Origin of the sequence: Agrobacterium sp. 10MFCol1.1 (assembly GCF_000381165.1) — a bacterium.
GTDB lineage: Bacteria > Pseudomonadota > Alphaproteobacteria > Rhizobiales > Rhizobiaceae > Agrobacterium > Agrobacterium tumefaciens.
Map to the genome: position 1 here is coordinate 405389 of NZ_KB906073.1, position 24733 is coordinate 430121.

A 24733-nucleotide genomic window follows, 5' to 3' on the forward strand; every position below is an offset into this window, starting at 1 on the left:
TGTTGCCGAAATCGGCGTGATGGAAAAAACCGCCTGCGAAAACGGAATTTCAGAAAGGGCCAGTAAGATGGTCAGCCTCGGCGGAATAGCCCGCAAATTGTTCGGTTCGGCAAATGAACGCCGCGTCCGCTCCTATAAAAGCAAGATCGCAGCCATCAATGCGCTGGAGGAAGCCACCAAGGCTCTTTCCGACGACGCGCTGGCGGCAAAGACGGCGGAGTTCCGCCAGCAGCTTGCGGACGGCAAATCGCTGGACGATCTGCTGATCCCGGCTTTTGCCGTCGCCCGCGAGGCGTCGCGCCGTGTTCTGCACATGCGACCCTTTGATGTGCAGCTGACCGGTGCCATGATCCTGCACCAGGGCGCCATCGCCGAAATGAAGACCGGTGAAGGCAAGACGCTGGTGGCGACCCTTGCGGTCTACCTCAATGCGCTGGCCGGCAAGGGCGTGCATGTCGTTACCGTCAACGACTACCTCGCCCAGCGCGACGCGGCCACGATGAGCAAGCTCTACCGTTTCCTCGGTCTGACGACCGGTGTGATCGTGCACGGGCTAGATGACGACCAGCGCCGCGAGGCCTATGGCTGCGACATCACCTACGCCACGAATAACGAGCTTGGCTTCGATTATCTGCGCGACAACATGAAATATGATCGCGCCCAGATGGTGCAGCGCGGCCACAACTACGCAATCGTCGACGAAGTGGACAGCATTCTGGTCGATGAGGCGCGCACGCCGCTTATCATCTCCGGCCCGCTGGACGACCGCTCCGATCTCTATAACACCATCGACGCCTTCATTCCGCTTCTGTCGCCGGAAGATTACGAAATCGATGAGAAGCAGCGTTCGGCCAACTTCTCCGAAGACGGCACCGAGAAGCTCGAAAACCTGCTGCGGCAGGCGGGCCTGCTCAAGGGCGAATCGCTTTACGACATCGAAAACGTCGCCATCGTTCACCACATCAACAATGCGCTGAAGGCCCACAAGCTCTTCACCCGCGACAAGGACTACATCGTCCGCAACGACGAGATCGTCATCATCGACGAATTCACCGGCCGCATGATGCCGGGACGCCGTTATTCCGAAGGCCAGCACCAGGCGCTGGAAGCCAAGGAAAAGGTGCAGATCCAGCCGGAAAACCAGACGCTGTCTTCCGTCACCTTCCAGAACTACTTCCGCATGTATGCAAAGCTGGCCGGCATGACCGGTACGGCATCGACGGAAGCGGAAGAGTTCGGCAACATCTACGGTCTCGACGTCATCGAGGTGCCGACCAACCTGCCGATCCAGCGTATCGACGAGGACGACGAGGTTTATCGTACCGGCGAAGAGAAGTTCCTTGCCATCATCGCCGAGATCAAGGCGGCGCATGATCGTGGTCAGCCGGTTCTCGTCGGCACGACCTCCATCGAGAAGTCCGAGCTTCTGGCCCACATGCTGCGCCAGTCCGGCTTTACCGATTTCCAGGTTCTGAACGCCCGTTACCACGAGCAGGAAGCCTATATCGTTTCGCAGGCCGGTGTTCCCGGTGCGGTCACCATCGCCACCAACATGGCCGGTCGTGGTACGGACATCCAGCTCGGCGGCAACGTCGAGATGCGTCTGGAGCGCGAACTGGAAGGCATGGAGCCGGGTCCGGAGCGTGATGCGAAGGAAGCGGCCATCCGCGCAGAGATCAAGGTTCTCAAGGAAAAGGCGCTTGCCGCCGGCGGTCTCTACGTCATCGCAACCGAGCGACACGAAAGCCGCCGTATCGACAACCAGCTGCGTGGCCGTTCCGGCCGTCAGGGCGACCCCGGTCGCTCCAAGTTCTATCTGTCGCTTCAGGACGACCTGATGCGCATCTTCGGTTCCGAGCGCATGGACAGCATGCTGCAGAAGCTCGGCCTGAAGGACGGCGAGGCCATCGTCCATCCGTGGATCAACAAGGCGCTGGAACGCGCCCAGAAGAAGGTTGAAGCCCGTAACTTCGAGACCCGCAAGAACCTGCTGAAATATGACGACGTGCTGAACGATCAGCGCAAGGTCATCTTCGAGCAGCGCCTTGAGCTGATGGAATCCGACAATATCGGTGAAACCGCAGCCGACATGCGCCACGAAGTGATCGAAGCGCTCGTCACCAAGCATATTCCTGAAAATGCCTATGCCGAACAGTGGGATATCGCCGGTCTCAAGGCCGGTATCGCCCAGTTCCTGAACCTCGACCTGCCGGTGGAGGAATGGGCGAAGGAAGAAGGCATCGCCGAGGACGACATTCTTCAGCGCGTTACCGAGGCCGCGGACAAATACGCCGCTGAACGTGCGGAACGTTTCGGCCCAGAGATCATGACCTATGTCGAGCGCTCGGTCGTGCTTCAGACAATCGACCATCTGTGGCGCGAACACATCGTCAACCTCGATCACCTTCGTTCCGTCGTCGGTTTCCGCGGTTACGCCCAGCGCGATCCATTGCAGGAATACAAGGCGGAAGCCTTCGAGCTATTCCAGTCGCTGCTTACCAACCTGCGTGAAGCCGTCACCGCGCAGCTGATGCGTGTGGAACTGGTGCAGCAGGAACCGCAGCAGCCTGAGCTGCCGGAAATGACCGCGCATCACCTCGACCCCGTCACCGGGGAAGATGAGATGGCGCAGGGCGTGCCGGTCGCTTTCGTACCGGCCGAGGAGCGCGACCCGAACAACCCCGCCACCTGGGGCCGTATCGGCCGCAACGAAATGTGCCCCTGCGGCTCGGGCAAGAAGTACAAGCACTGCCACGGCGTTTACGAACAGGCGTAAAAGGCCAGGGCTTTATGCCAGAAATCGATCGCCCGTAACCTGCGTTACGGGCGATTTTGTTTGGGCAGGATCATTGCTGCTGGTCGGGGTGTTGACTGGTATCGGCACTTTCCATATGGGAGCCGGATCATCCTGCGGAAACTGCTTTCATGGCCCCTCGCGATCTTGCCGCCTATATTTTTCTCGCGATTACGTGGGGCGTGTCTTTCCTGCTGCTTCTACATGTCGTCGCAGCCTTCGGCTGGATTGGCGCAGTCACGCTTCGCTCGCTCATAACCGCTGTAGCACTCTTTCTCATTGCGCGTGCGGCACGCCGGAAGCTGGCATTCTCCGCAAGCTGGCGCGCTTTCGCAATCGTCGGCGCAACGACGGTCGCCGGGCAACTCATCGGCCTGTCCTATGCGACGCCTCAGATCGGCACTGCGATGGCAGCCATATTGGTGGCGACCATCCCGCTTTTTTCAATGCTGATCTCGCAGATTTGGGGTCTGGAACGCCTGACGCGGCAGGGTATTGCCGGTCTCGTCATCGGCTTTGCCGGTATCGTCTTGCTCGTTGGTTTTCCCGCTGTTCCTGTCACATCCGGCTTTGTCATTGGCTGTACTGCCGCTGTCGCCGCCTGCATCTGTGCCGCCTATGGCAGCAATTTTGCGAGCCTGCACCTCAAGGGGGTTGGATCCTGGGAAATAACCATCGGTTCCTTCCTGACAGGCGGCCTGATGACCCTGCCGCTTCTTTTCGCGGTGCCCTTGCCCGGAACGCCCGATCTCGTCGATTACGGTTATCTTCTGATACAGGCGGTCGTCATGAGCGGCCTGACCTACATCACCTATTTCAAGCTGGTCTCCTCGATCGGCGCAACGAAGGCGATCAGCGTGGAATTTGCCGTCACCGTTGTGGCGGTTCTTGTTGGCGCCCTGGTGCTCGACGAACCCCTGTCGCTTCCCCAGCTGTTCGGTGCCGGCATCATCATTCTGGGCTGCGCACTGGTGCTTGACCTCATGCCCAAGAAAAAGGCCCCGCCCACCCCGTCGGGTGCATGAAGGGTTTATTAGCGTTTTCCACCAATAGTCGTGTTGATCGTTACGGATCAGGCAGGATCGCGTTCGTCACGCGAGGGGAAAATGCAACCGGGCAAATCAGACTATGAGCATTATTGGGACCCGTTGCGGGCACTCCTCATGCTGCTCGGCATACCCTATCACGCCTCCCTGCTCTACAGCTATGCTTTGCCCTGGGACATCAAGGATTTCGAGACCAGCCCAGTCCTGACCGCGCTTGGGGCAGCGCTCGTCACCTTCCGCATGCCTTCGTTTTTTCTGGTGGCCGGCTATTTTTCCACCATGGTCATCGGCAGGAAGGGCAAGATGCCATGGCTCAGACAGCGCTTCCTTCGCCTTGGCGTCCCCTTCATCGTGGCCGTGCTCCTGCTTGGGCCATCGCAGCTTTTCCTGCTGAAACTGGCAGGTATCGCCAAAGGTGATATTCCCGCCGACCGGCTGCTCGCGAACCTGCCGGATTTGCTGCTTCCGGGTGAGCAATGGATCATGCATCTATGGTTCCTACCCGCCCTTATCGCCTATTCAGGTCTGCTTGCCGGCCTGCTGTTTCTGTCGGGGCGCCCGCCCCTCGCCTATGCAAGAGACTGGTTCGGCAGGATGCGGGGTCAATATCCAGCCGCGTTTTTCGCAGCGCTTTGCGCCTTCCCTGTTTTATGGGAGCTGACGGTTTATGGTTCGGGCCTGCTTGCTGGCAAAAATGAGAACAGCCTTCTCGTTCTCTATGAACGGGCCTCCGACCCTTACGCACGTTACGTGCCGTTCTTCCTTATCGGGGCTTTGCTTCATCGCGACCGGGCTCTTTTTCACCGCTTCCGCCAGACGGGCATCCTCACGGGCGTCATCGCGTTTGCCGGGATCGCGGCAGCGGTTATGCTGCGGTTGGAATATCCTTTTTCGAACTCGGCCCTGCTGGTACTCGTCTCCACAATCGCCGCCGTGACGGCAAGCCGTCTGCTGATCGACATCGCCTGCCGCTTTTTCGACCGGCCAAGCCGGCTTGCCAGGAGAATGACCGACGCTTCCTTCACCATCTACCTGTTTCACCACCCGCTAATTTATGCCTTCGGCACCCTCTTCATCCTGATCTCGCTGCCGCCGATCCTGGAATTCGCCATCATCGTCATCGCCACCGCGATAACGGCTTATCTGCTGCATCAGGCGATACGCCGTAGTCCGCTTGCCCTTTTTCTCTTAAACGGGATCCGCAAACCGAGGCAGGTGGCCAATATCGGCACACAGGTGCCTGTCTCCCAAACCCTTCGTTAATGATAAGGTGCTTATAATCCAGTTGCCTACTCAACTGGAAATGATGGCGTGTGGATTATGGCTATCCTCAACACGGCGGAAAAAGCCTTACCCGCAGGCCTGCGCGCTAAACTGGCGCCGCTGGGGGCAAAAATCGCCGTCGTCGTTTCCGGCAGAGACGATGTCTCCCGGGCCCAGCGCATGGCGCTCGTCGCCTTTGCGGTGCGCATCATCAGCGCCGGTATCGCTTTCATCTCCCAGATCATCCTTGCCCGCCTGATGGGCGAATTCGAATATGGCCTGTTCGCCTTTGTCTGGGTTCTGGTCATCCTGTTCGGCAACCTCTCCTGTCTCGGCTTTCACACCACCGTCATCCGCTTCCTGCCCGGCTACCGCCTGGAGGATGCCCATGACAAGATCATGGGTCTGACCTCGACAGCGCGCCTCTTCGCCATGCTTTCGGCCAGCGCGCTTGCATTTTTCGGTTTCGTCTTCCTGTATTTCTTCGGCGAGCGCATCTCCGCCTATTACCTCATTCCGGTTTCGCTGGCACTTTTCACCCTGCCGATGGTGGCGCTTGGCGATGTGCTGAACGGGACAGCTCGTGCCAACGGCTGGGCGGTTTCAGCCCTCAGCCCCACCTATATCATCCGACCGGTGCTGATCCTGCTTTTCATGCTGGTGGCGATCCTTCTCGGCGCGGAAAAAACCGCGACGACAGCGATGCTTGCGGCCCTTTTGGCCACCTATGTCACCACGCTTTTCCACTTCGTGTTCATGAACCGCCGGCTCAACCGGCATTTCCGCAGCGTTGCCCGCAGGGTGCATTTCCGTCCGTGGATACGGTTTGCCTTTCCGATGTTCCTGATCGACGGCATCGGTTTTTTGATGACCAATTCAGATGTAGTAATCGTCGGTCTATATCTGCCGCCGGATCAGGTCGGCATCTATTTTGCCGCGGCAAAAACCATTGTGCTGATGCAATTCGTGTTTTTTTCCGTGCAGGCGGCTGCGGCCCCACGTCTGGCCGCGCTCATTGCTGCCAATGACAGGCAGGGGCTGGCCGGGTTCGCCAGCCAGGCGGCGCGCTGGGCCTTCTGGCCATCGCTTGCCGTTGGCTGTCTCGTGCTTCTGGCAGGGCCGTTTCTGCTGTCCCTGTTCGGTCCCGGCTTCGTACAGGGTTACAAGCTGATGTTCTTCCTCTTTGCCGGCTTCCTCGCAAAAGCACTGATCGGCCCGGGAGAAACGCTGCTGAATATGGCCGGCAAACAAAAATTGTGCGTAGCTCTTTATATTATTATCTTCGGTTGTAACATTATACTCAACATGGTGTTGATTCCGGTCTATGGTCTGACAGGCGCTGCGGCAGCCGTCGCGATAGCAATGTGTATAGAAGCTGTGCTATTGCATATTGCCATTCGCCGCACACTCGGGATCGTCCTTTTTGCCTTCAACGATCCCCGGGCGGGTCAAGACACTGGGAAGGCGGTGTAACGATAAGCATGTCCAGCGACCCAAAGAATCCGGATTTTCAGGACCCGCGCATCGCTGCGCTGATGGCGTCTACGGAGCGTGACCGCCCCGTGGCCGACAGCAGCCGGCGCGTGGGACGCGACGGCCGCGAATTCTGCATCTATCCTGGCCGGCTCGGTTACGACATGCAGGAAGAACTCGACTTCCTGTCCAACCGCGTCATGGAGGCAAATGTCTTCTTCACAGGGCGGCTTCTTGCACCCGCCATGCCGCGTATCGATGACAAGTCCGTGCGCTTCGCCCTTATTCGCGACGAGAACGGCGCTAGAAGCCGCATGCGCTTTCTGATGCCCTTCACCGTGGAAAAGCCGGGTTTTTCCATCGGTCCCTCCATCATCCGTGGCTGGGCCAACCCCTTCGGCCCTCTCGGCACGCCGCTGGTCGATACCGAAGGTGCCGCAGAGACGCTCGACAATCTTTTCGATGCCCTTTCCGACCGGGAAATGCGCCTGCCGAATGTTCTGGTACTGCCGGATGTACGGCTTGAAGGGCCTTTTGCCCGGATGTTCAAGGCCATAGCAATCAGCCGCAACCTGCCGGTGACGACGACTGGTAACTATCAGCGGCCGATGCTGGAGAGCCTTCTGGACGGCGAAGCCTATCTGCGTAATTCACTTGCGCCGCATCATTTGCGGGAAATGCGCAGGCAGTGGCGACAGCTCGAAAAACTCGGGGCCCTTTCCTACACCGTTACCCGGCAACCGAAGGACATACGCTACCGCATGGAGGAATTCCTGGCGCTGGAAGCGAGTGGCTGGAAAGGCCGCAAACGCAGCGCGCTGGTGAATGACCGCTATCGCGCCGCCTTCGCCCGCGAGGCAATCACCAATCTGGCCGAAGCGGATGCAGTGCGCATTCACACCATCGATCTCAATGGCAGTGCCATCGCCTCCATGATCGTCTTCATGACGGCTGGCGAGGCCTATACGTGGAAGACCGCCTTTGACGAATCCTATTCGCGGTTTTCACCCGGCAAACTTTTGGTGCAGAAACTGACCGACTGGCAGTTGGACGACGCCAATATTCTGCGCAGCGACAGCTGCGCAGTGCCCGATCATCCGATCATGAGCCGCTTCTGGCAGGAACGGCAGGAAATGGGCACTCTGGTCGTCGGGCTTGCGCAGAACAGCGACCGTGACGTGCGACAGGTTTCCACGCAGGTGGACATGTATCGCAACACCCGCAACCTCGCCCGCAGCCTGCGCCAGAAAATCCTCTCCTTCGGGCGCAAGAACAGTTAATCCCGAAGGATGCCGCAGCATCCTTCGGTTTGGTATCGGACTATCCACGGGGCTGACGCTGCGTCAGCGCGAGGCCGTCCGGATCATCTTGCACAATTGCGTCAGTGCGGCGTCATATCCGCCGCCGAGAATATCGACGCAACGACGGGCAAGCTTGATCTGCTCGTTTCGCGACATGTCGTTATAGGCCTGTATGGCATTGCGCATGCCACCGGGCGATACCGGCCCCGTGTTGCCGGGGTTTCCAGGATTGCCCGGATTACCGGGGTTCGCCGGATTGCCTGGCGAGCTGGAGCCGCCGATGCCAAGCCCGACACCAAGGCCAAGACCGCTCGATCCGCCCACATTCGCACCAACATTTGCATTGATGCCGCTGGAGCCGCCAACCGAAGCATTGGCGCCCGCACTGACACCGCTCGAGCCGCCGACGGATGCGTTGACATCCGCATTAACCCCGCTGCTGCCACCGACCGACGCGTTGACATCCGCGCCCAGTCCGCCACTGCTTCTGCCGCCGACATCAGCGCTGGCATTGACGCCATTGCTGCCACCAACGGAAGCGTCGACACCGAGCCCACCGCTGCCATTGCCGCCCACACTGGCATTCACCCCGTTCTCACCGCCAATCCCGATATCCAGCGCGTGGGCGTTGACCGGTAAAATCAGACAGGCAGACAGTAACAAATTGCGAGAAAGCGCCCTCATAATTTCCTCCTATGAGTTCTGGCTTCTCCCGCCCCGCGTGGAAACTCCACGCAAACATCATAATTCAATTAGCAATTGTGTATATTCTAATTTATTAGTGGTATCTAATATTGCTTTAACGCCACAACCGTCGGTGTACCGATCCGGGACGGACAAACGCCACTCTCCTTTCATTCCACGCCCGGTAAAAGCTCTGAAATGAAGGCTGCAAACGCACGTCATTAGACAGGAAAAATCAGCTTTGGGGTTGCACGCATGCCATTGGCCGTGATAGACGCCGTGGCATTACCACCGTTGCCCCAATGGCGGAATTGGTAGACGCGCCGCACTCAAAATGCGGTTCCGCAAGGAGTGCTGGTTCGATCCCGGCTTGGGGTACCATTTCCAAAACCGCATTGATTTTCTTCGTTTTATTCCGGTCTTTCAGAAAGACCGGTCGATTGCTTCGCGGCCATCAAGACACTCACGAAACTTTGCTCATTCGCCGCTCGAATATTACCGGGCTTTCATTTGCCAGATGCAAAGGACTGGATTAGACGAATCCGGGAATACACCGTTGAACCGGCGACTTAATTTCGCCATCACGCCCGCCTTTTTGAAAGCCCGTTCGGGATATCTGCTTCTTCGTGAAGTTTGGGGAAAACATTATGGCCACTGCAACAACCGCCGACAACAGCCGCACGCTCGCCGCTCTTGGCGTAACGGCGGGAATGATCTTTACTGTCGGCTCCGCCCTCGGTTTCCAGCATATTGGCGGTTATACGCCCTGCGCATTGTGCCTTTTGCAGCGCGATCCCTATTACTACGCCATTCCGTTGGGTATTCTGGCCATAGCGACCAGCATCTTCAAGCTGCCGGTTCAGATCACGCGGCTGCTTCTCGCCCTCATTGGCGTGGCGATGCTGATCGGCGCCGGGCTTGGTGTTTATCACGCTGGTGTGGAATGGGGTTTCTGGGCAGGGCCTATCACCTGCGCCACGGGTGCGCCATCCATCACCACCAATGCCGGTGACCTGCTTGGCAATCTGAATGCCATCAAGGCACCCTCCTGCAACGACGCTGCACTTCGGGTGCTCGGCCTTTCGTTTGCCGGCTGGAATGTCATTGCAAGCGTTGCGCTTGCGGCCGTTGCCTTTTTTGGCGCGAGCCGGAAAAGCCGTTAAACGGAAAAGCCGCGTTGCAGTCCTCAAAGGATCAGGGCTGCAGCTCGGTATCCCAGTAAAGATAGTCCATCCAGCTTTCGTGCAGGTAGTTGGGCGGGAACAGCCGCCCGTTATTGTGCAAGTCCTGAACCGTCGGCTGGAAAGGCTTCTGCGCCGGGAACATGCCCGCCTGCTTGGGAAGCTTGCTGCCTTTTCTAAGATTGCAGGGAGAGCAGGCCGCCACGACATTGTGCCACGTGGTTTCGCCGCCATGGGCGCGGGGAATCACGTGATCGAAGGTCAGGTCGTCCCGCGTGCCACAATATTGGCATTCGAACTTGTCCCGAAGGAACACGTTGAAGCGTGTGAAGGCGGGGTTGCGGGTGGGCTGGACATAGGTCTTGAGGCTGACGACGCTCGGCAACCGCATGGAAAAGCTGGGTGACGACACCGCGTGATCATATTCTGCAATGATGTTCACACGGTCTAGAAAGACGGCCTTGATCGCGTCCTGCCAGGACCATAACGACAAGGGATAATAACTCAGTGGCCTGTAGTCTGCGTTCAGAACGAGCGCCGGCAGGGCCTGTGGTGAAACTGCAATCGTCAAGGGCTTCTCCTGATCGATTCGGCATCTGCACTTGTATATTAGGTCCGTTGTTACAGGATTGTGAAGCCCATAAATGCAGCGGAGAAGAGCTTAATTTTTCAGCTCTAAAAACGTCTTTTTTGCGTTCCGGACAATCGGGCGGCGAGATAGTCGTCTGGCCACTATCTGGTGATGCCCCCAGCGGTACCGAAGCGATTCGCCTGCCGACGAACGCTATATTCGTTCTCACCCTCAATGCGAGATCAGTGATATAGTCAACGCGACAAACGATTGGGAAAGCAGAATGCGTATCTATCGTTCTGTCGAGGGAAGGAAACGGCCATGATCTTGCGCAGGCACCAAACGGCAGCGTTATGGAAGGGCCTGGCGGCTGGCGCCTTTGGCGTGCTGATGGTCCTGCCCGCTTCCGCTTCTGCCCAGCAATATCAGAATTTCGAAGTCACGCCGGATGGCCGTGGCGGTGCGCAGGGAACGATCGGCGGGCGCAATTTCGAGGTCTACCGCAATTACGACCGGCCGCCGGCAAGTCGGAGCAACTCAACCGATACGCGGCGTGAGTACCGAAACGCTGTCCCACAGCAGACATGTATCGTAGATGCCGAGGGCCGCACCCGCTGCAAGTAAGCGCAAACTCATCGGTTTCCCCGCTGTTCTATCTCGCTTTAATAAAATTGGATTTCGCTAAAAAGCAATCTATCGACTTAAATGGCCCGCAACGAAGGGTCGCTATGTTGCCATGCACAAGAGACAACAACCGGGCAGAGGCAGAGACATGGCGAAGAGACAAATCCGTCTGGCAAAGACTTTGGCAGTTGCCGTCAGTGTGGCGGCAAGCATCGCGACAATGGCATCGGCCGCCCCGCTTGCGGGCCTGGCGCAAAACCCGACCGCATCGCGCCCCGGCCTGTTCATGACGACAAGCCGCCCGACAATTGCACCCATCGCCTTCGCAAAATTTTGCGACGACGCCGCCGACCAATGTGTCCGGATTGGTGATCGCGACACGGTCGAACTGACCAAGCAGAAGCGCACGGAACTCCAGCGCATCAACGCCGAGATCAACACATCGATAATCTATACAAGCGAAGCGGACGGACAGGACGAATGGAATCTGAACCCCGCAAGCGGTGACTGTGACGACTACGCGGTGACCAAGCGGCAACGCCTTCTGCGCGCCGGCTGGCCCTCGGGCGCCCTGCGCATTGCCACCGCCCGCACCCCCACCGGCATAGGCCACGCCGTTCTGGTCGTCAGCACCAGCCAGGGCGATCTGGTGCTGGACAACCGCACCAACGTCGTCAAACCTTGGAAAGCGGTTGACCTGAAATGGATCAAGATCCAGTCACACGAAGACCCGCGTGTCTGGCTGAAACTCTAGGTCTATCGCGCACAGGATAGTCATTTTCGAACAGGAAAGGGGCGATCCGTTCCTCTTCAATTGCCGCGGCGCGCCTTGCGAAAATCGACACCGGCTTTCGCAATTCCCTGCCCCGGATAGCTTTGTCGGCAGGGCTTTGGCGGATGCCGCAGCCGTTGCATGGACCCAGGATTTACGGGCTCTGTGGCGTTGGCTTTCAACACTCTTGACCTCGTGCAAGAGAGACAGTATCGGCATCTATGCCTAAAGTGCTCAACTGGATTCGCGGTCGTAAACAGCCAGCCCCCCGCGACGACCGGAGGCGGCGCAGAATAGACCTCGGCGACAAGTCTCCGTCTTTTCCGATCTATGCCATTGGCGACGTCCATGGCAGCCTCGATCTGCTTTTGCAGGCGGAACAGAAAATCCTTGCCGATCTCGCGAGCAATCCATCCCCCGCTCTGGTTATTCTTCTGGGCGACTATGTCGATCGTGGCCGGGATTCCTGCGGTGTTCTCCAGCATTTGCTGCAACCACCGCCGGCGCCCCTGCGCCGCATCTCGCTTTGCGGCAATCACGAACAGCTCTTCAGCGATTTCCTCGAAAATCCGCAAGACAACATGCACTGGCTGGATTTCGGCGGCCGCCAGACGCTTTTGTCCTACGGGGTCGATATCAGCTACTTCATGAACAACGGCCGTCTGCGGCTCCAGCCGTTCAGGGATGCGCTGATTGGCGCGATCCCGCAGGCCCATCGGCAACTTCTAGTCAGCCTGCCTATCTGCGTCCGCATGGGACCCTATTTTTTCGTTCATGCTGGCCTCAAACCCGGGGTGCCGCTTGAGGCGCAGACCGATGAGGACATGTTGTGGATCAGGGAACCCTTCCTGTCGGAAGGGGCGGGACTGGACCTTCTCATCATCCACGGCCATACGCCGGCGCCGGAACCACAGACAGGTCCGCAACGGATCGGCATTGACACCGGCGCGTTTACGACGGGCAGGCTTACCATTTTAAAGCTCACGGATGCGGGGCCGCGACTTATTGCCTGATGGCTTGCCATCGTTGGATCAGGTTGCACCAGCCAGACGCATCACAATCGCGATTTATTTGCCCTTCAGAATATTGCCGAGCACCGTCATTTGCCGGCGGTTCCATTCGACAGCGTCAAGGAACGCATTGTTTCCCAATTCCTGCCGCTGCTCCCGACTGGAAGAGAGCCTCATAATGGCATTGGCAAAGGCCTGATGATCTCCGTCTTCAACGACAACCACGCCACCACGATATCGTTCTGAAAGCCCCCTCACACCCGTCTGGGTGCTGATCGTTGGGACACCCGCAGCCAGAGCATCAAGCAGTTTTATATTGATGCCCGTGCCAAGCGTGATGGGATTGATGGAAAGTGGCGCGCGTGTGAACGCATCCTTCAAGTTCTCCACCCGGCCAAGCTTGAGAACCCCCTCCATGTCCTCGACCTTGCCACATATGCTACCTGCCAGCACCAGGCGAATGTCCGGACGGGCCGCCCTGACCAAAGGCAAGACATTGTGAAGGAAACTATTGAGAGAAATGACGTTCGCGTCGTTGCCTGAACCGAGAAACAGAAAATCAGCGGAAGTGAAGTCTTCCACTCTCTGGCCGAGATCCAGAATATGGCTCACCGTTTCAACCGCCGGCGGCTCTCCTGCCAGCCGCTGCTTGAACGAACGTTCCTCTTCTTCCTGTATGGCGACAACGACATTGGCGCGGCGGAATGCCTTGCATTCCACGTCCGGCGGAACCGAGAACCAGTACCCAAATCTGTTGGCCGTGTTCACGAACGCCTTGTGACGATCGGCGAAGGAATCGTGCGTGTCGAGAATGCGAAGCACATCATCCGGCAGCCCAAGAAAAGCTCTCGAATGAAAGGCATATTCGACGATAACGGCGTTAATCCCGAGTCGACGCTGAAGATCCAGGACCTGCCTGCCTATTTCCGGATAATAGAACTCGTCGAGGTAATTGTAGAAACCGCTGTCGCGGCCAAGGAGCCGTTGAATTTTCCGACGGGTTCGAAATGCGGTCAACCCAATCTCGAACCTGAAGTCGTCGATGAGCCGTGCTGCAAACCCGCATGTTTCCCTGGACACGACGTGCATATGTCCGGCCCCAAACTCGACCTCATGGGCCGCGGGATCGAAATCAGCTATCATCGGAGTATCGACATAGACGAAATGCACTTCATGTCCGAGGCTACGCACGGCGCGTGTCAGCTGGAGAATCCTGTTCCGCGCACCCTCGTTGGCGGGAACGGCAGGGAATACGGAAACAAAAGCGACTTTCATGAAAATGACTCAAGGCTGCTTGGCGAAGGTCTCGAACACCTGAAAATTCCTTTTGGAAAGGTCCAGAATTTCAGGCAGCTTTTTCCCGACTTTTTCGCGAATCTCATCGGCCTGATCCACGAAATTGATCAAGGCATTCTTGATGCCATCATCCGTATGGAACTTGGCGGGCGAAAGCAGCTCAGCCGCGGAGAGACCGAAATGCTGGTACAGCCCTTCGAACTTGCCTTGATACGCAATGCATATCACAGGAACGCCCTTGCCCAGCGCAGCGATCGCAAGATGCATGCGTCCGCTGACGAGGCCATCAAGTTTACCGGCAACGCCTTTTAAAACCGGGGCTGGCCATCTGCCATCCAGATATCGAACCCTGTCCGTCTGTGAAGATGGAGCAAGCTCGGTAATGGCCTTGAGGCAGGCCTGATCGCCCACGTCTTTCCGGTAGTCATGCGGAATGACCAGCCAGCAGACCGGTCTTGCATCGGCAACGAACTCCAGTGCTTCGGCCCCGCGCCTGATGATCGCCGCGATCTGCGCGTTATCCGCATTCTTGAACAGCATGGGATGCAGATTGAAGCCCATGACCCTGTATCCCTCGGCGCGCTTTCGCGCGATCCACGAGATCGTATCTTCATCGGGTTCCGATGGGACAAGACTAAATGCAGAATCGGAAACCAGTGCCGCCTTGGCCGTGGCAAAGGCGTTCAGACGCTCGAGGGAAACAACGTCACGCACATTGAGCGACACCCCCGGATGAAGGGAGCTGTAGAACTTCGCCAAAGCGGGGTGTGGCGTTTCATTAAAACTGAAACCGAGGATAACGTTTTTGATCCCGGCGGCGGCAGCCAGGTCAGCGCTTGCCAGAAGTTTTGCGCTGACCAGCGGATGATAATAGCCATCCATCACGTCGGCACCGACAACGACGATGCAATCGTACTTCCGCACTGAAAATTGCTGGGCAAGGGCCTGGATGAAGTCAGGCTTTCCAAAGATATCGACGGTAACAAAGCCTCTCTGCAAAGCAGAGTCGCCAAAATTCGTTCCCTCGACGAGGATGTCTATCTCGACATTGGGATTGCTCGCACGGGCATTCTGCACGGTCGCCGTGATCATCGCGTCATCGCCGGCGGAACCGAACAGGGTGATGGGATCACCAGCCACGATCAAAAGCCGGTTCAGCCGATCTCCGACATTGATAGGCTTGATACTGTGCTTCAGCTCTTGCAGATCATTGAAGAGTTGCTGGACCGCATTATCCAGATTGCGCCGCTCGTTATATTGCACCAGCTTCCGACGCAGTGGTGCAGGGAGTATTTTTTTCACGAGCTTGCGCATTTTCTTTCCTTTCGAGAACCGATTTTGCTCATGATGAGGGCGATGGCGGACCGGGCCTCGCTTCTCGCGGTCAGAGCCAAAAGCAACAGATATGCGACGCCAAACATACCACCGAGCAGGATGCCGGATACGAGGTCGCCCGCACCCAGCATTTTAACTTCAGGTCGCATCCACTGAACGAGCAGGAAGCAGAGACCGCTGGAACCGAAGCTTGGCAAAAGCAGGAGGAGAATTCTCCACAGCTTGATGCCGAGTTCCCGGGCGACAAAATAAAATGTGAAAGGCGTCGAAGTGAGCTGCCCGAAGACAAACACGATGACGATTTCCCGGATGTTTTCCGTTGGGACAAGCAATATCAACAGGATGGTAGAGATTGCCTTGACCGTCCCGGCAATCAGCACCTTGTCCGGCCTGCCGCGTGCGGACAGAAACGGGCCGTTTTGAAACTGGACGCATTGCAAAGCACCCAGCAGCAGCAGCGGCCGCGCAACCGCGTCGGCACCCTGCCATTGCGCGCCGAACAGGACGTTGCAGATCTCTGGCGCCAACGCAGCCGAGAGCACGAAGATCGGTGTCGAAAAGATCGAAGATATGGTGATGGATTGCTTGTACAGTTCCGCCATGCGCTCCCGCTCGTGCGATATGCGGGACAGCACCGTCAACGAAACATCATATAGCGCCGCCTGAAGCAGCTGCATGAGAAGCTGATAGAGCCTGCTGCCGACGGTGTAGAGCCCAAAGAGAGCAACCCCGTAACGCCCCAGGATCATGACGTCGATAAGCCGCGTGGCTCCGAAATCCACGATGCGCAGACCGAGAGCCGACGAGCCGAAGCGAAGCAATTCGAAAAAAGTGTCGGGCTTGAGCGTGGTGCCCGGAAGCCAGTGCGGTTTGCGCCAGAGCCAGATCAGCGTCACAATGGTTGCGACATAAGTCTGAACGACAAGGCTCCAGACGCCCAGGCCCATGATGGCGAAAGCAATCGCAACGCCACCGCCGATAATATTCGAAATGAAGGTTCTTATTGCCAGCGGCTTGAACGCGAGCGCACGCCGATAATTGACTTCCTGAAAAAGCGAGGCGGTATTCAGCGGCAGCAATATGCAGATTGCCACGATGATCGGTGCCAGCCCTTCCACCTCGAACCAGCTTTCCAGTCTGGGCGACAGCATACAAACAACGATGACAAACACCGTTGCCAGCGCAACGGACACATAAAATGGCAGATTGACGTCGCTTGGCTCCAGATTTCGTTTCTGCACGATCGCATCTGCGAAACCGAACTCCGACAGCATCTGGATGAGCATCAGAACCAGGCCCGCCGTAGCGACCATGCCGTAGTCGGTGGGGCTGAGGAACCGGGCAAGAACGATGAAAAGAATGGAGGTAAAAAGCTTTCCACCCCAGTTCTGGACGATGGACCAGAAAACGCCTGTTATCGCGGCGCTGCCTATCGAACTTTGCTCCGCCATCAACCTGCCGCCTGCAAAGCCGGTCGTGACAGCCCGACCACCGCAGCGGCCAGAAAACGATCGAAGTCCAGCTTGGGGAAACGGACTTTGCCGATATTGCTTTCTACCATGTGCTCTTTCCTTGGAAGAAACGCTTGCAACGGACCCGGTCCGTTGCCGGTCTAAGATGCGCGTAAGGTTCGGCTTTCCCTGCTTTTCGCCAGCACGTCCTCGTAGAGCTTCACATAGTTCTCACCCACCCGGCGCGAGGTGGATTCCTCGACGATATTTCCGAAATCGGCCTCCGTCGGCAATTGCTCGCGCGAAAGCGTCAACACCCGGCGAATGCGTGCGGCAAGGTCCGTGGCGTTGCCCGGTTCGAACAGCCAGTCGTGGTTGGTCTCGCCGATCAGTTCTGGAATGCCTCCCGAGGCCGCGCCGATGACCGGCACCCCCATCGCATAAGCCTCGTAGATGGTGCGCGGCGAAGGTTCAGCCCAGAAGGAGGGAACGATGAGCACATCGATCTCTTCGAAGAATTCCTTCGGCTTTGCCCAGCCGACGAACTCGATCGGCAGGTCGCCGGCCTGGGCCTTGAAGCGTTCGATGGAATCGTCCATCGCGTGGCCGGCAACCAGACAGCGCCAGTTACCGTGGCCGATTTCCCTGAAGGCATCGACCATGTTGCCGACACCCTTTTCCGTGTTGATGCGGCCGATATAGCCGAAGGTCATCGGCTTGCCGGTTCGGTCGATCTGCCTGCGTGCCACCGGGTCGCCCTCCGGAACCGTGCAGGAATAAAAGATCACACGGCGCATGCTTTCCGGCAGGTGATGGAAAAGCCCGTGATCGACATGGGTTTTAAGGATTTCCGTGCCAACGCTTGCCACCGCGCCGATGTAGCGCTGCGTGAATTTCTTGGTGAAATTCACCACCTGACAGCCAAGATGGATGTGTTCGCAGGGCTTGCCGCCCTTGAACATGGCGGCGTTACCGCACAGAAGATCATATTCGCAGATCGTGTGGACGATCGGAATGTTGCGCTTGTGCGCCGCCCGCCACACCAGCGTCGTCACATCCAGCAGCGAGTGCGTATTGAGAACATCCGGCTTGAAATCGTCAAGAACGGCTTCGAACTGCTTCTCGACGTTGAAATTCCATTGCTGCTTGATCTTCTGCATACGCCTTTGCTGCGGCGTATATTGTGGCCAGTCCTCCAGCCAGAAATCGTTATTGTGGAACATGCGGTAGACGCTGACGCCGTTGCGCACCGTTTTGGGTTCGGCCTGCCGCTCTATGCAGGCGGCACCGACCTCATGTCCCATGGAGACGAGTTCCTCGGCAAGATGTTCGACCGAGCGTTCGCACCCGCCAACGATATGCGGCGGATAAAGGCTGCTGAGATGGAGAATTCGCATACGGATACGCTCTATTTCCTTATCGAAAATTTATGACTTCCGCTTGGCCTCGCCCATGTTGCCGGATACTCCGGGACCAATGAGACATGTGCAAAAAACACAAAAGGCAGAGCAGATTTAACGCTTGAAAATATGAATAACCAAAAATCCACTTTCAAAAAGCACGGGAACTGACGGCATTTCAAGTGCTTTTTTTCGCGGCGCGACAAAAGTCATGCCGTGTTGCGAAAAGAACCTGTCCCGTGTTAGCTTCATTCTCATATGAAAAAACGTACGGGCGGAAGCGGTGAATTCTGTTTCGTCCGCATATAATATCATTAATTTATATATTTATTTCATTTCAGAAACATGGATTTGATGGCGAATGAAGATGCCAAAAACTTCCAGGACAATCTGACATCTTGAGAGGCGCCGCCGATATGATCGCGGCTGCTTTTTATAATCTCGCCGGACCAGGAGACGCAGATGAACGGAAAACAGCCGGTCACCATGGGCCACCTGACACGGCGCGGCCTGCTTTCAGCCGCACCTTTCGCACTGGTTGCCGCCACGGGTGTGCGCCCCGCTTTCGCGCAGACTCAATCCGTTTTTTCGGCCAGCACGGAAGCCTTTTTGGACAGTGTGGGCGTGTGTGGCCATTTCGCCCGCACGAACGGCATTTATCCGGAAAGCTTCGAGCGCATCCTGCCTGAACTGGAAGCGCTTGGTGTGGGCCACTTGCGTGACGAGGGACTGATTACCGCAAAGGACAGCCGCAACAGCCCGGCTTTCCAGCGCCTGCGCAGGATTGTGGCGGCCAACGTTCGCCTCACGATCATCTGTTACGACAATCTCAACCCCTACGTCTCAACGCCACTGAACAGGATTGCCGATTTCTACGACTGGTGCGACGGCGGCATCGAAGTTTTCGAAGGCAGCAATGAACCGACGCTGACGAAAGACCCGGCCAATGCGCCGCGCATTTCGGCAGAGCATCAGGCTGCACTTTTTGCAACGATCCGCTCAACTCCGGCCGTGAGCAACGTACCGCTTGTCGCGCCAAGCTATATCCAGGCGAATACGGCGCTGGCGCTAAACCTGCAGAACGTATGCGACTTCGGCAATATTCACCCCTACGCCGGAATGGAACATCCCGAAACGACTGGGCCGGGGGCGCTCTCCAAATCTGTCGCGGCCTCGGCGCATATAGCAGCCGGCCGGCCGGTGCTCGCCACTGAGATCGGGTACCACACCTCACTGCAACCAAAGACCTTCCATTTTCCCGTCACCGAAGGCATCAAGGCGCGCTACATGCCGCGCACGCTCCTGTGGTCCTTCATCAGCGGCATCCGCCGGGCTTACATCTATGAAATGGTCTCCAGCTTTGCCGAAGACGAGACAAATCCGGAATCGTCCTTTGGCCTGCTGCGCCACGATCTGAGCCGGACCCCTGCTTACGGGGCCGTTCGTGCCCTTCTTGCCCTTTGCAAGGCGAGTCGGCAAACAGAGCCAGCGGAACGCAGCCTCGCTTTCCTCAACGATGATTCCGAAAGGTTTTCCCTGCGCCTGACAAGACCAGACGGCGCGCTGCTCGCCCCGGTGTGGCTTGGCATACGCGGCTGGCAATGGCCGGCGCGGATCGAAAATCCGCCAGCCGAACGTGCAATGGCCTTTTCGGTAACCGGCCCGCATAGCCAAGTCATCGCGCACCGGTTCGGCGATGACGGTTCCGTAAGCCAGCGGGTGATCGCAAAGGAAGGTGGGCAATACCGGCTTTCCGTCAGCGACCAGCTTACGGTGCTGGAGGTTTTCTGAACGGCGTGCGGGCGAAAATTTCCGGCCGACAAATTTTATATATCGTGTCAGCCTATTGCATGATAGCCTTCTGAAATAGACCACTTTTGCTCGCTGCTGCGAGCGCAAAATATTACTGTATAAATTTTTTCTTTTTATAGATGATGACGATGCAAAAAAATGAAAAAGCGCCTGTTTCCGGGGCGCAGCGTCTCGATATTCTTCAAATGATGCGTGCCCTGGCGGCAATCATGATTGTTGCGCTGCACGCGCAGGTGAACTGGGAGTTCTCGCTCGTCAACCTCCATCTCCTGAGGCTGGGTGCGGGCGTCGATCTGTTTTTCGTCATTTCCGGCTTTGTCATCGTTTATGCCTCCCGGCCGTATTTCGCAGCAGAGGGAGGGCGCTCGGCCTTTCTTGTGCGCCGGCTTCTCCGCATCCTTCCTCTTTACTGGTTCGTGTTGACCATGCGGCTCGCCATGGCCGCGGTCGCCGTTCTTCTCAGCGCCAAGGCCTTCCCGTCCTTGCAGGCCGTCCTAACCTCCTACCTCTTCATTCCCTATGACAGCATGGGTTATGGTGACGCCTATCCGTTTCCAATCATCGATCTGGGCTGGACGCTGAATTACGAGATGTTTTTTTATGTCGTATTCGCGGTTTTTATCTTCCTGCCGCTGGAACGCGCCGTGCTTACAACAACGGCTGTGCTGCTCGCCGCAGTGCTCATCGGCTCCAACTTCAGTCTCGCATTGCCGTTTAGTTTCTGGTTTCAGCCCATCATTCTGGAGTTCGTGGCGGGAATGTTGCTCGCCGTGCTTTTCCTGCGCGGCGTGCGCCTACCGCCCTTGCTGGGGATTGCGGTGGCCCTTTGCGGCGTGGCGATTTGGACGCTTATCGATCTGAAAAGGTTCGAATTCCAATGCAATCCGGGCTGTTATTCCTATACCCGGCTACTCGTTTTTGGCGGTGGCGCGATTTTCCTGATGGCCGCGGCAACCCTGACCAGGGGCATCTCCCTGCCCCGTTTTGCGCAGCCGCTGGCGAAACTGGGCGATTCCTCCTACGCGCTTTACCTGCTGCACCCATTCATCTTTCGGGCATTCCTGGTTGCTTCCGGCGGCATCACCTGGCCGCAGGAGTGGAAAAATGTCGTCTATCTCATCGTCGTCGCCAGCACCATCGCCATCGCCCACGCATTTCACGTCCTTGTCGAAACGCCCGCAAATATCTGGCTTCGTGACAGGCTGATAACACCCCGGCGAAAAGTCGCCGTGTCCTGACGCCCAGAGAAAAGTCCCCGGGTCTGCTGTTAAGTATACCCCGAAGTTCCGTTCACAAGTTTATTTTAGCACTTGATCGTTAGCTAGGGCTGTGCGATTTAAAAAGAAAATTTTAGATGTTGGATAACCATATTCAGCATTTCAGCTTACTTAAAATCGTATTTTTTAAAAATTTGGAGAGTTGTGATGTCCCGCCTTCGTATTGGCTCGACGCTCACTGGTGCGGTATTGATCACCAGCCTCGGTCTTTTTTCCGCAGTCGCCAACGCCCAGAACGTGGAACCAGCGCCGCCAGCTGCCGGGCAGCAGACGCCGCCGGTACAGACTGCGACAACTGGCACACCCGTGAAGGCCGCCGACGAAACCAACGCCGCATTTCTGGCTCGCGTTAACAGCTCCAATCCGGACACGGTTTCCCTTGCTGCCGCGGAACTATTCAAGCAGTCTCCGACGCAGGCAACGGTCAAGGATCTGGCCGGCATCGCTTCCAGCACCGATGCGGCAAACGCCGACATCACTGGAAAGGTGACGAACGGCTTTCCGATCATTGCCGTTTCCACCAGCGCGGCGCAGTTCTCCGAACAGCTTTCTGGCCTGATCCTGAGCGACTCCAGCCAGTTGCCCACCATCGTCGCACTGGCCCAGAAGGTCGGCAACAAGGACTTCTCCGAAGTTGTCGGCGAAGGTCTGGCGCTCGCCTATTCTACGGCGATGCAGAGGGGCAATACGATACTTGCCGCCGCAATTCAGTTGCAGACCAAGGGTGTCGGCGTGCCCTCCGATCTTCTGATCGCCTTTAGCGAAAATGTTCAGGGAACGGCGGCCGGTCCGGCAGCGCCTGCGGCAGCTGCAGCTGCTGCCTCACCGATTGGTGGCGCCGGCTCTTCACCTGCAAGCGGCAACAGCATTGGCGGCTCGGGAGCGGCGGGCTCACCAGCAGGTACGGCACAGGCCGGCGGCGGAGCCGCACCGGTTGGCGGTGGCGGCAGCGGTGGCAGCACCGGCAGCGGCGGAACCACCACAACCAACAACTTCTTTGCCGCGCCCCTTTCAACCGGCAGCACCAGCACGCCAGTCAGCACAAGTCCCGTTTGAACCCGGTTTTGCCGCCCTTCCTGCGGGAATGGCGGCCGCCTGTCCTACCATGCAACCGAGACTTGGCGGGTGCCACGCCCGCCAAAAAGAGCGAGGCTGACAGTTGTTGCAAAGGCACGATCCCCTGACTATGGCCGACATCGACAAAAGCGGATTTACAGCCGACTTTATCGATATAGACGCCGTTCTTGCCACGGTCCGCCGACAGTGGCGCGTCGTCCTCGCGGCAGTCGCCATTGCCGGGACAATCGGTCTCGCTTATGCCGCGACGGCCGTTCCGATCTATTCAGCTTCGGCTACCCTTTTGATCGACCGCAACAACAGCCAGGTCGTCGAGCAGCTTTCGACGATCGGCGGTGTCGTGGAGGATGAGGCTTCCATTCTCAGCCAGGTCGAGGTCCTGCAATCGGAAACCATCGGGATTGCCGTCGTCGACAGTTTGAACCTGACGGAAAATCAGGAATTCAGGGCAAACCGTGCCTCGCTTCTGAGTTCGATATTCGGCACCATCCGTTCGCTCGTTAACGTTTCGCAGTGGTTCTCGCCGGCAAAAGAGGCCGTCATCGATGACAGCACCCTGAAGCGGGCGCTGTCGGACCGGCTGCTGGACGGTCTCAGCGTCAAGCGTATCGGCCGTACCTACGCGCTGGAACTGACCTACAACTCGACATCACCGGTTCTAGCCGCCCAGATCGTCAATGCGGTGGCGTCGGCCTATCTGGTGGACAAGCTGAACTCCAAATACGAGGCGACGAAGCGGGCCAGCGACTGGCTGTCCGACCGTATTGCCGAGTTGCGTCAGCGGGCACTCGACACCGACCTTGCCGTACAGAAATTTCGCGCCGAACACGGCTTGATCGAAACCGGCAATAACGGCCTGCTTTCCGATCAGCAACTGGCCGAGTCCAACAGCGCGCTTATTCTGGCGCAGTCGGAAACAGCCAGGTCGCGAGCGCGGGTACAACGCATCGAACATATCCTTGCCACGGACGATGTCGACGCCGTCGTCACCGACATTCTCGAGAGCTCGGTCGCGAACGATCTGCGCAAGAAATATCTCGAATCCTCGAAGATCGAAACGGAAATCACCCGCAGGCTTGGCAGCAACCATGTTCAGGCGGTGCGTCTGCGCAACGAAATGCAAGAATACCGCCGGCTGATGTTCCAGGAAATCAGCCGTATTGCGCAAAGTTACAAGAGCGATCTGGAGGTTTCGGAAGCAAGAGAGAAATCACTTGCGGAGAGCGTTGCCAAGGCTACCAGCGTCAGCAACTCGGCCAGCCAGACCCAGGTTCAGCTTCGCGAATTGCAGCGTGAGGCGGAAACTTACAAGAACATGTATCAGACCTTCCTGCAGCGTTATCAGGAAGCGATGCAGCAGCAATCCTTCCCCGTAACGGAAGCACGCGTGATTTCGAGGGCAGTTCCGCCCAACATTCCAAGCAAACCGAACAAACCGCTACTTTTGGCGCTGTTCATGATCATGGGCGCCGCGGCCGGCGGTGGCATCGCCATGTTTCGCGAGTTCCGCGACCGTTTCTTCCGCACCGGAGAACAGGTTCGCGACGTTCTCGGGCTGGAATTTCTGGGCAACACCCCGCTCGTCCAGAACAAGCCGGGCACGGATGTGTTGCCAAAGGGACAGGAGGGGCCGCCTACCGCCACACGCCCGTCCAGCGTTGCCCGCTACACTGTCGATCACCCGCTATCATCCTTCGCCGAAACGCTGCGCAGCACACGGCTTGCGATAGATCTTGGCATTCCCCCGAAAACCGGCGCGCGGGTGGTGGGCGTTGTATCGGCGTTGCCGAGCGAGGGCAAATCGACGATCTCCATCAATCTGGCTCAGCTTCTGGCCGGACAGGGAGCAAGGGTTCTTCTGCTGGATGCGGATATTCGCAACCCCGGCGCCACGCGCGCTTTGGGGCGTCATGCTGCAGAAGGCCTGCTCGAAGTGCTGCTGGAAAGCCGCAATATGCGCGATGTGCTGCTGCACGACGAAAAGACGCGGCTCGCTTTCCTGCCAACGGTTGTCAAGCAGCGCGTACCGCACTCCTCCGAGCTGCTGACATCGGCGCAAATGTACAAATTGCTGGCCGAAGCGAGCGGTCTCTTCGACTACATCATCGTCGACCTGCCGCCTCTCGGGCCGGTGGTGGATGCCCGCGCGATGGCCGGCCGGATCGACGGTTTCGTCTTCGTCACAGAGTGGGGCAAAACCGCCCGCAGGGCGGTACGCAATACGATTGAAAACGAAGTCCAGATCCGCAAGAAATGTCTCGGTGTCATCCTCAACAAGGTGGACACGGAAAAGCTGAAGCTTTACCGGGCTTACGGTTCAAGCGAATATTATCACGCGCGCTACACGCGATATTACCATGATTAGG

At 57.6% G+C, this 24733-nt stretch carries 19 protein-coding genes and 1 tRNA gene; 14 read left to right on the plus strand and 6 right to left on the minus strand.

The annotated features are described in order from the left end of the window. Positions 1-67: 67 nt before the first annotated feature. The 5 genes from secA (at position 68) to F617_RS0106610 (ending at position 7856) form a co-directional block, all read left to right on the plus strand. Entirely contained in the window at positions 68-2776 is a 2709-nt protein-coding gene (gene secA, locus F617_RS0106590; RefSeq protein WP_013761726.1) for a preprotein translocase subunit SecA, read from the plus strand. A gap of 149 nt (positions 2777-2925) precedes the next feature. Further along, positions 2926-3819 (plus strand): DMT family transporter, encoded by an 894-nt coding sequence (locus F617_RS0106595; protein WP_019564815.1) that lies wholly within the window; start codon positions 2926-2928, stop codon positions 3817-3819. Positions 3820-3900: 81 nt separating this feature from the next. Further along, positions 3901-5103, plus strand: a complete 1203-nt coding sequence (locus F617_RS0106600; RefSeq protein ID WP_081626678.1) for an acyltransferase family protein — start codon at positions 3901-3903, stop codon at positions 5101-5103. A gap of 57 nt (positions 5104-5160) precedes the next feature. Continuing rightward, positions 5161-6576, plus strand: coding sequence for a Wzx-type polysaccharide biosynthesis protein UppV (gene uppV / locus F617_RS0106605; RefSeq protein WP_019564817.1), 1416 nt, complete (start codon positions 5161-5163; stop codon positions 6574-6576). Positions 6577-6584: 8 nt separating this feature from the next. Continuing rightward, complete coding sequence (locus tag F617_RS0106610) at positions 6585-7856, plus strand: GNAT family N-acetyltransferase (protein WP_003511245.1); 1272 nt, start codon at positions 6585-6587, stop codon at positions 7854-7856. A 63-nt stretch (positions 7857-7919) separates the two neighbouring features. Here F617_RS0106610 and uppQ read toward each other — a convergent pair whose 3' ends face one another. Then, positions 7920-8561 (minus strand): polysaccharide biosynthesis GNAT family N-acetyltransferase UppQ, encoded by a 642-nt coding sequence (gene uppQ, locus F617_RS0106615; protein WP_019564818.1) that lies wholly within the window; start codon positions 8559-8561, stop codon positions 7920-7922. A gap of 296 nt (positions 8562-8857) precedes the next feature. Between uppQ and F617_RS0106620 the strand changes: the two genes are divergently transcribed. Next, positions 8858-8942: transfer RNA gene (locus tag F617_RS0106620), tRNA-Leu, on the plus strand. Positions 8943-9208: 266 nt separating this feature from the next. Further along, a complete protein-coding gene (locus tag F617_RS0106625; RefSeq protein WP_013761732.1) occupies positions 9209-9724 on the plus strand; it encodes a disulfide bond formation protein B in 516 nt (171 codons plus the stop codon). Between the two features lie 31 nt (positions 9725-9755). Here F617_RS0106625 and F617_RS0106630 read toward each other — a convergent pair whose 3' ends face one another. Then, complete coding sequence (locus F617_RS0106630; RefSeq protein ID WP_003511248.1) at positions 9756-10313, minus strand: HNH endonuclease; 558 nt, start codon at positions 10311-10313, stop codon at positions 9756-9758. 321 nt (positions 10314-10634) lie between these two features. On the opposite strand from F617_RS0106630, the gene F617_RS0106635 reads away from it, so the two are divergent. The 3 genes from F617_RS0106635 to F617_RS0106645 all read left to right on the plus strand — a co-directional run bounded on the left by F617_RS0106635 (position 10635) and on the right by F617_RS0106645 (position 12722). Then, complete coding sequence (locus tag F617_RS0106635) at positions 10635-10937, plus strand: hypothetical protein (RefSeq protein ID WP_019564819.1); 303 nt, start codon at positions 10635-10637, stop codon at positions 10935-10937. Between the two features lie 148 nt (positions 10938-11085). Beyond that, positions 11086-11691 carry a transglutaminase-like cysteine peptidase gene (locus tag F617_RS0106640; protein ID WP_019564820.1) on the plus strand — a complete coding sequence of 202 codons (606 nt, stop codon included), beginning with the start codon at positions 11086-11088 and terminating at the stop codon, positions 11689-11691. Between the two features lie 239 nt (positions 11692-11930). Continuing rightward, positions 11931-12722, plus strand: a complete 792-nt coding sequence (locus F617_RS0106645) for a metallophosphoesterase family protein (protein ID WP_003511251.1) — start codon at positions 11931-11933, stop codon at positions 12720-12722. A 54-nt stretch (positions 12723-12776) separates the two neighbouring features. Here the strand turns inward: F617_RS0106645 and F617_RS0106650 are convergent, their stop codons facing one another. The 4 genes from F617_RS0106650 to F617_RS0106670 form a co-directional block, all read right to left on the minus strand. Continuing rightward, positions 12777-13994 carry a glycosyltransferase family 4 protein gene (locus F617_RS0106650; RefSeq protein WP_019564821.1) on the minus strand — a complete coding sequence of 406 codons (1218 nt, stop codon included), beginning with the start codon at positions 13992-13994 and terminating at the stop codon, positions 12777-12779. Between the two features lie 9 nt (positions 13995-14003). Beyond that, complete coding sequence (locus tag F617_RS0106655) at positions 14004-15329, minus strand: polysaccharide pyruvyl transferase family protein (protein WP_019564822.1); 1326 nt, start codon at positions 15327-15329, stop codon at positions 14004-14006. Then, positions 15314-16801, minus strand: coding sequence for a lipopolysaccharide biosynthesis protein (locus F617_RS0106660; protein ID WP_019564823.1), 1488 nt, complete (start codon positions 16799-16801; stop codon positions 15314-15316). The genes F617_RS0106655 and F617_RS0106660 overlap by 16 nt, the downstream gene beginning before the upstream one ends. 161 nt (positions 16802-16962) lie before the next feature. Then, entirely contained in the window at positions 16963-18198 is a 1236-nt protein-coding gene (locus tag F617_RS0106670; RefSeq protein ID WP_019564824.1) for a glycosyltransferase family 4 protein, read from the minus strand. A gap of 465 nt (positions 18199-18663) precedes the next feature. Here F617_RS0106670 and F617_RS0106680 point away from each other — a divergent pair, with 465 nt between their 5' ends. From F617_RS0106680 to F617_RS0106695, 4 genes are all read left to right on the plus strand, one after another. After that, on the plus strand, positions 18664-19992 hold the full coding sequence (locus F617_RS0106680; RefSeq protein ID WP_026330707.1) for a hypothetical protein: 1329 nt from the start codon (positions 18664-18666) through the stop codon (positions 19990-19992). 149 nt (positions 19993-20141) lie between these two features. Further along, entirely contained in the window at positions 20142-21251 is a 1110-nt protein-coding gene (locus tag F617_RS0106685; protein WP_025595457.1) for an acyltransferase, read from the plus strand. Between the two features lie 186 nt (positions 21252-21437). Continuing rightward, positions 21438-22346: a hypothetical protein gene (locus F617_RS0106690; protein ID WP_003511262.1), complete on the plus strand. Its 909-nt coding sequence runs from the start codon at positions 21438-21440 to the stop codon at positions 22344-22346. Positions 22347-22476: 130 nt separating this feature from the next. Beyond that, positions 22477-24732, plus strand: a complete 2256-nt coding sequence (locus tag F617_RS0106695) for a polysaccharide biosynthesis tyrosine autokinase (RefSeq protein WP_019564828.1) — start codon at positions 22477-22479, stop codon at positions 24730-24732. The last annotated feature ends 1 nt before the right edge of the window (position 24733 follow it).

What these genes read in the sequence shown, in the direction of transcription:
- uppQ (WP_019564818.1), bottom strand. Translation starts at nt 8,561, where the DNA reads ATGAGGGCGCTTTCTCGCAATTTGTTACTGTCTGCCTGTCTGATTTTA.
- F617_RS0106595 (WP_019564815.1), top strand. Translation starts at nt 2,926, where the DNA reads ATGGCCCCTCGCGATCTTGCCGCCTATATTTTTCTCGCGATTACGTGG.
- F617_RS0106680 (WP_026330707.1), top strand. Translation starts at nt 18,664, where the DNA reads ATGAACGGAAAACAGCCGGTCACCATGGGCCACCTGACACGGCGCGGC.
- F617_RS0106600 (WP_081626678.1), top strand. Translation starts at nt 3,901, where the DNA reads ATGCAACCGGGCAAATCAGACTATGAGCATTATTGGGACCCGTTGCGG.
- F617_RS0106610 (WP_003511245.1), top strand. Translation starts at nt 6,585, where the DNA reads ATGTCCAGCGACCCAAAGAATCCGGATTTTCAGGACCCGCGCATCGCT.
- F617_RS0106695 (WP_019564828.1), top strand. Translation starts at nt 22,477, where the DNA reads ATGGCCGACATCGACAAAAGCGGATTTACAGCCGACTTTATCGATATA.
- F617_RS0106645 (WP_003511251.1), top strand. Translation starts at nt 11,931, where the DNA reads ATGCCTAAAGTGCTCAACTGGATTCGCGGTCGTAAACAGCCAGCCCCC.
- F617_RS0106635 (WP_019564819.1), top strand. Translation starts at nt 10,635, where the DNA reads ATGATCTTGCGCAGGCACCAAACGGCAGCGTTATGGAAGGGCCTGGCG.
- uppV (WP_019564817.1), top strand. Translation starts at nt 5,161, where the DNA reads ATGGCTATCCTCAACACGGCGGAAAAAGCCTTACCCGCAGGCCTGCGC.
- secA (WP_013761726.1), top strand. Translation starts at nt 68, where the DNA reads ATGGTCAGCCTCGGCGGAATAGCCCGCAAATTGTTCGGTTCGGCAAAT.
- F617_RS0106625 (WP_013761732.1), top strand. Translation starts at nt 9,209, where the DNA reads ATGGCCACTGCAACAACCGCCGACAACAGCCGCACGCTCGCCGCTCTT.
- F617_RS0106655 (WP_019564822.1), bottom strand. Translation starts at nt 15,329, where the DNA reads ATGCGCAAGCTCGTGAAAAAAATACTCCCTGCACCACTGCGTCGGAAG.
- F617_RS0106685 (WP_025595457.1), top strand. Translation starts at nt 20,142, where the DNA reads ATGCAAAAAAATGAAAAAGCGCCTGTTTCCGGGGCGCAGCGTCTCGAT.
- F617_RS0106670 (WP_019564824.1), bottom strand. Translation starts at nt 18,198, where the DNA reads ATGCGAATTCTCCATCTCAGCAGCCTTTATCCGCCGCATATCGTTGGC.
- F617_RS0106660 (WP_019564823.1), bottom strand. Translation starts at nt 16,801, where the DNA reads ATGGCGGAGCAAAGTTCGATAGGCAGCGCCGCGATAACAGGCGTTTTC.
- F617_RS0106650 (WP_019564821.1), bottom strand. Translation starts at nt 13,994, where the DNA reads ATGAAAGTCGCTTTTGTTTCCGTATTCCCTGCCGTTCCCGCCAACGAG.
- F617_RS0106640 (WP_019564820.1), top strand. Translation starts at nt 11,086, where the DNA reads ATGGCGAAGAGACAAATCCGTCTGGCAAAGACTTTGGCAGTTGCCGTC.
- F617_RS0106690 (WP_003511262.1), top strand. Translation starts at nt 21,438, where the DNA reads ATGTCCCGCCTTCGTATTGGCTCGACGCTCACTGGTGCGGTATTGATC.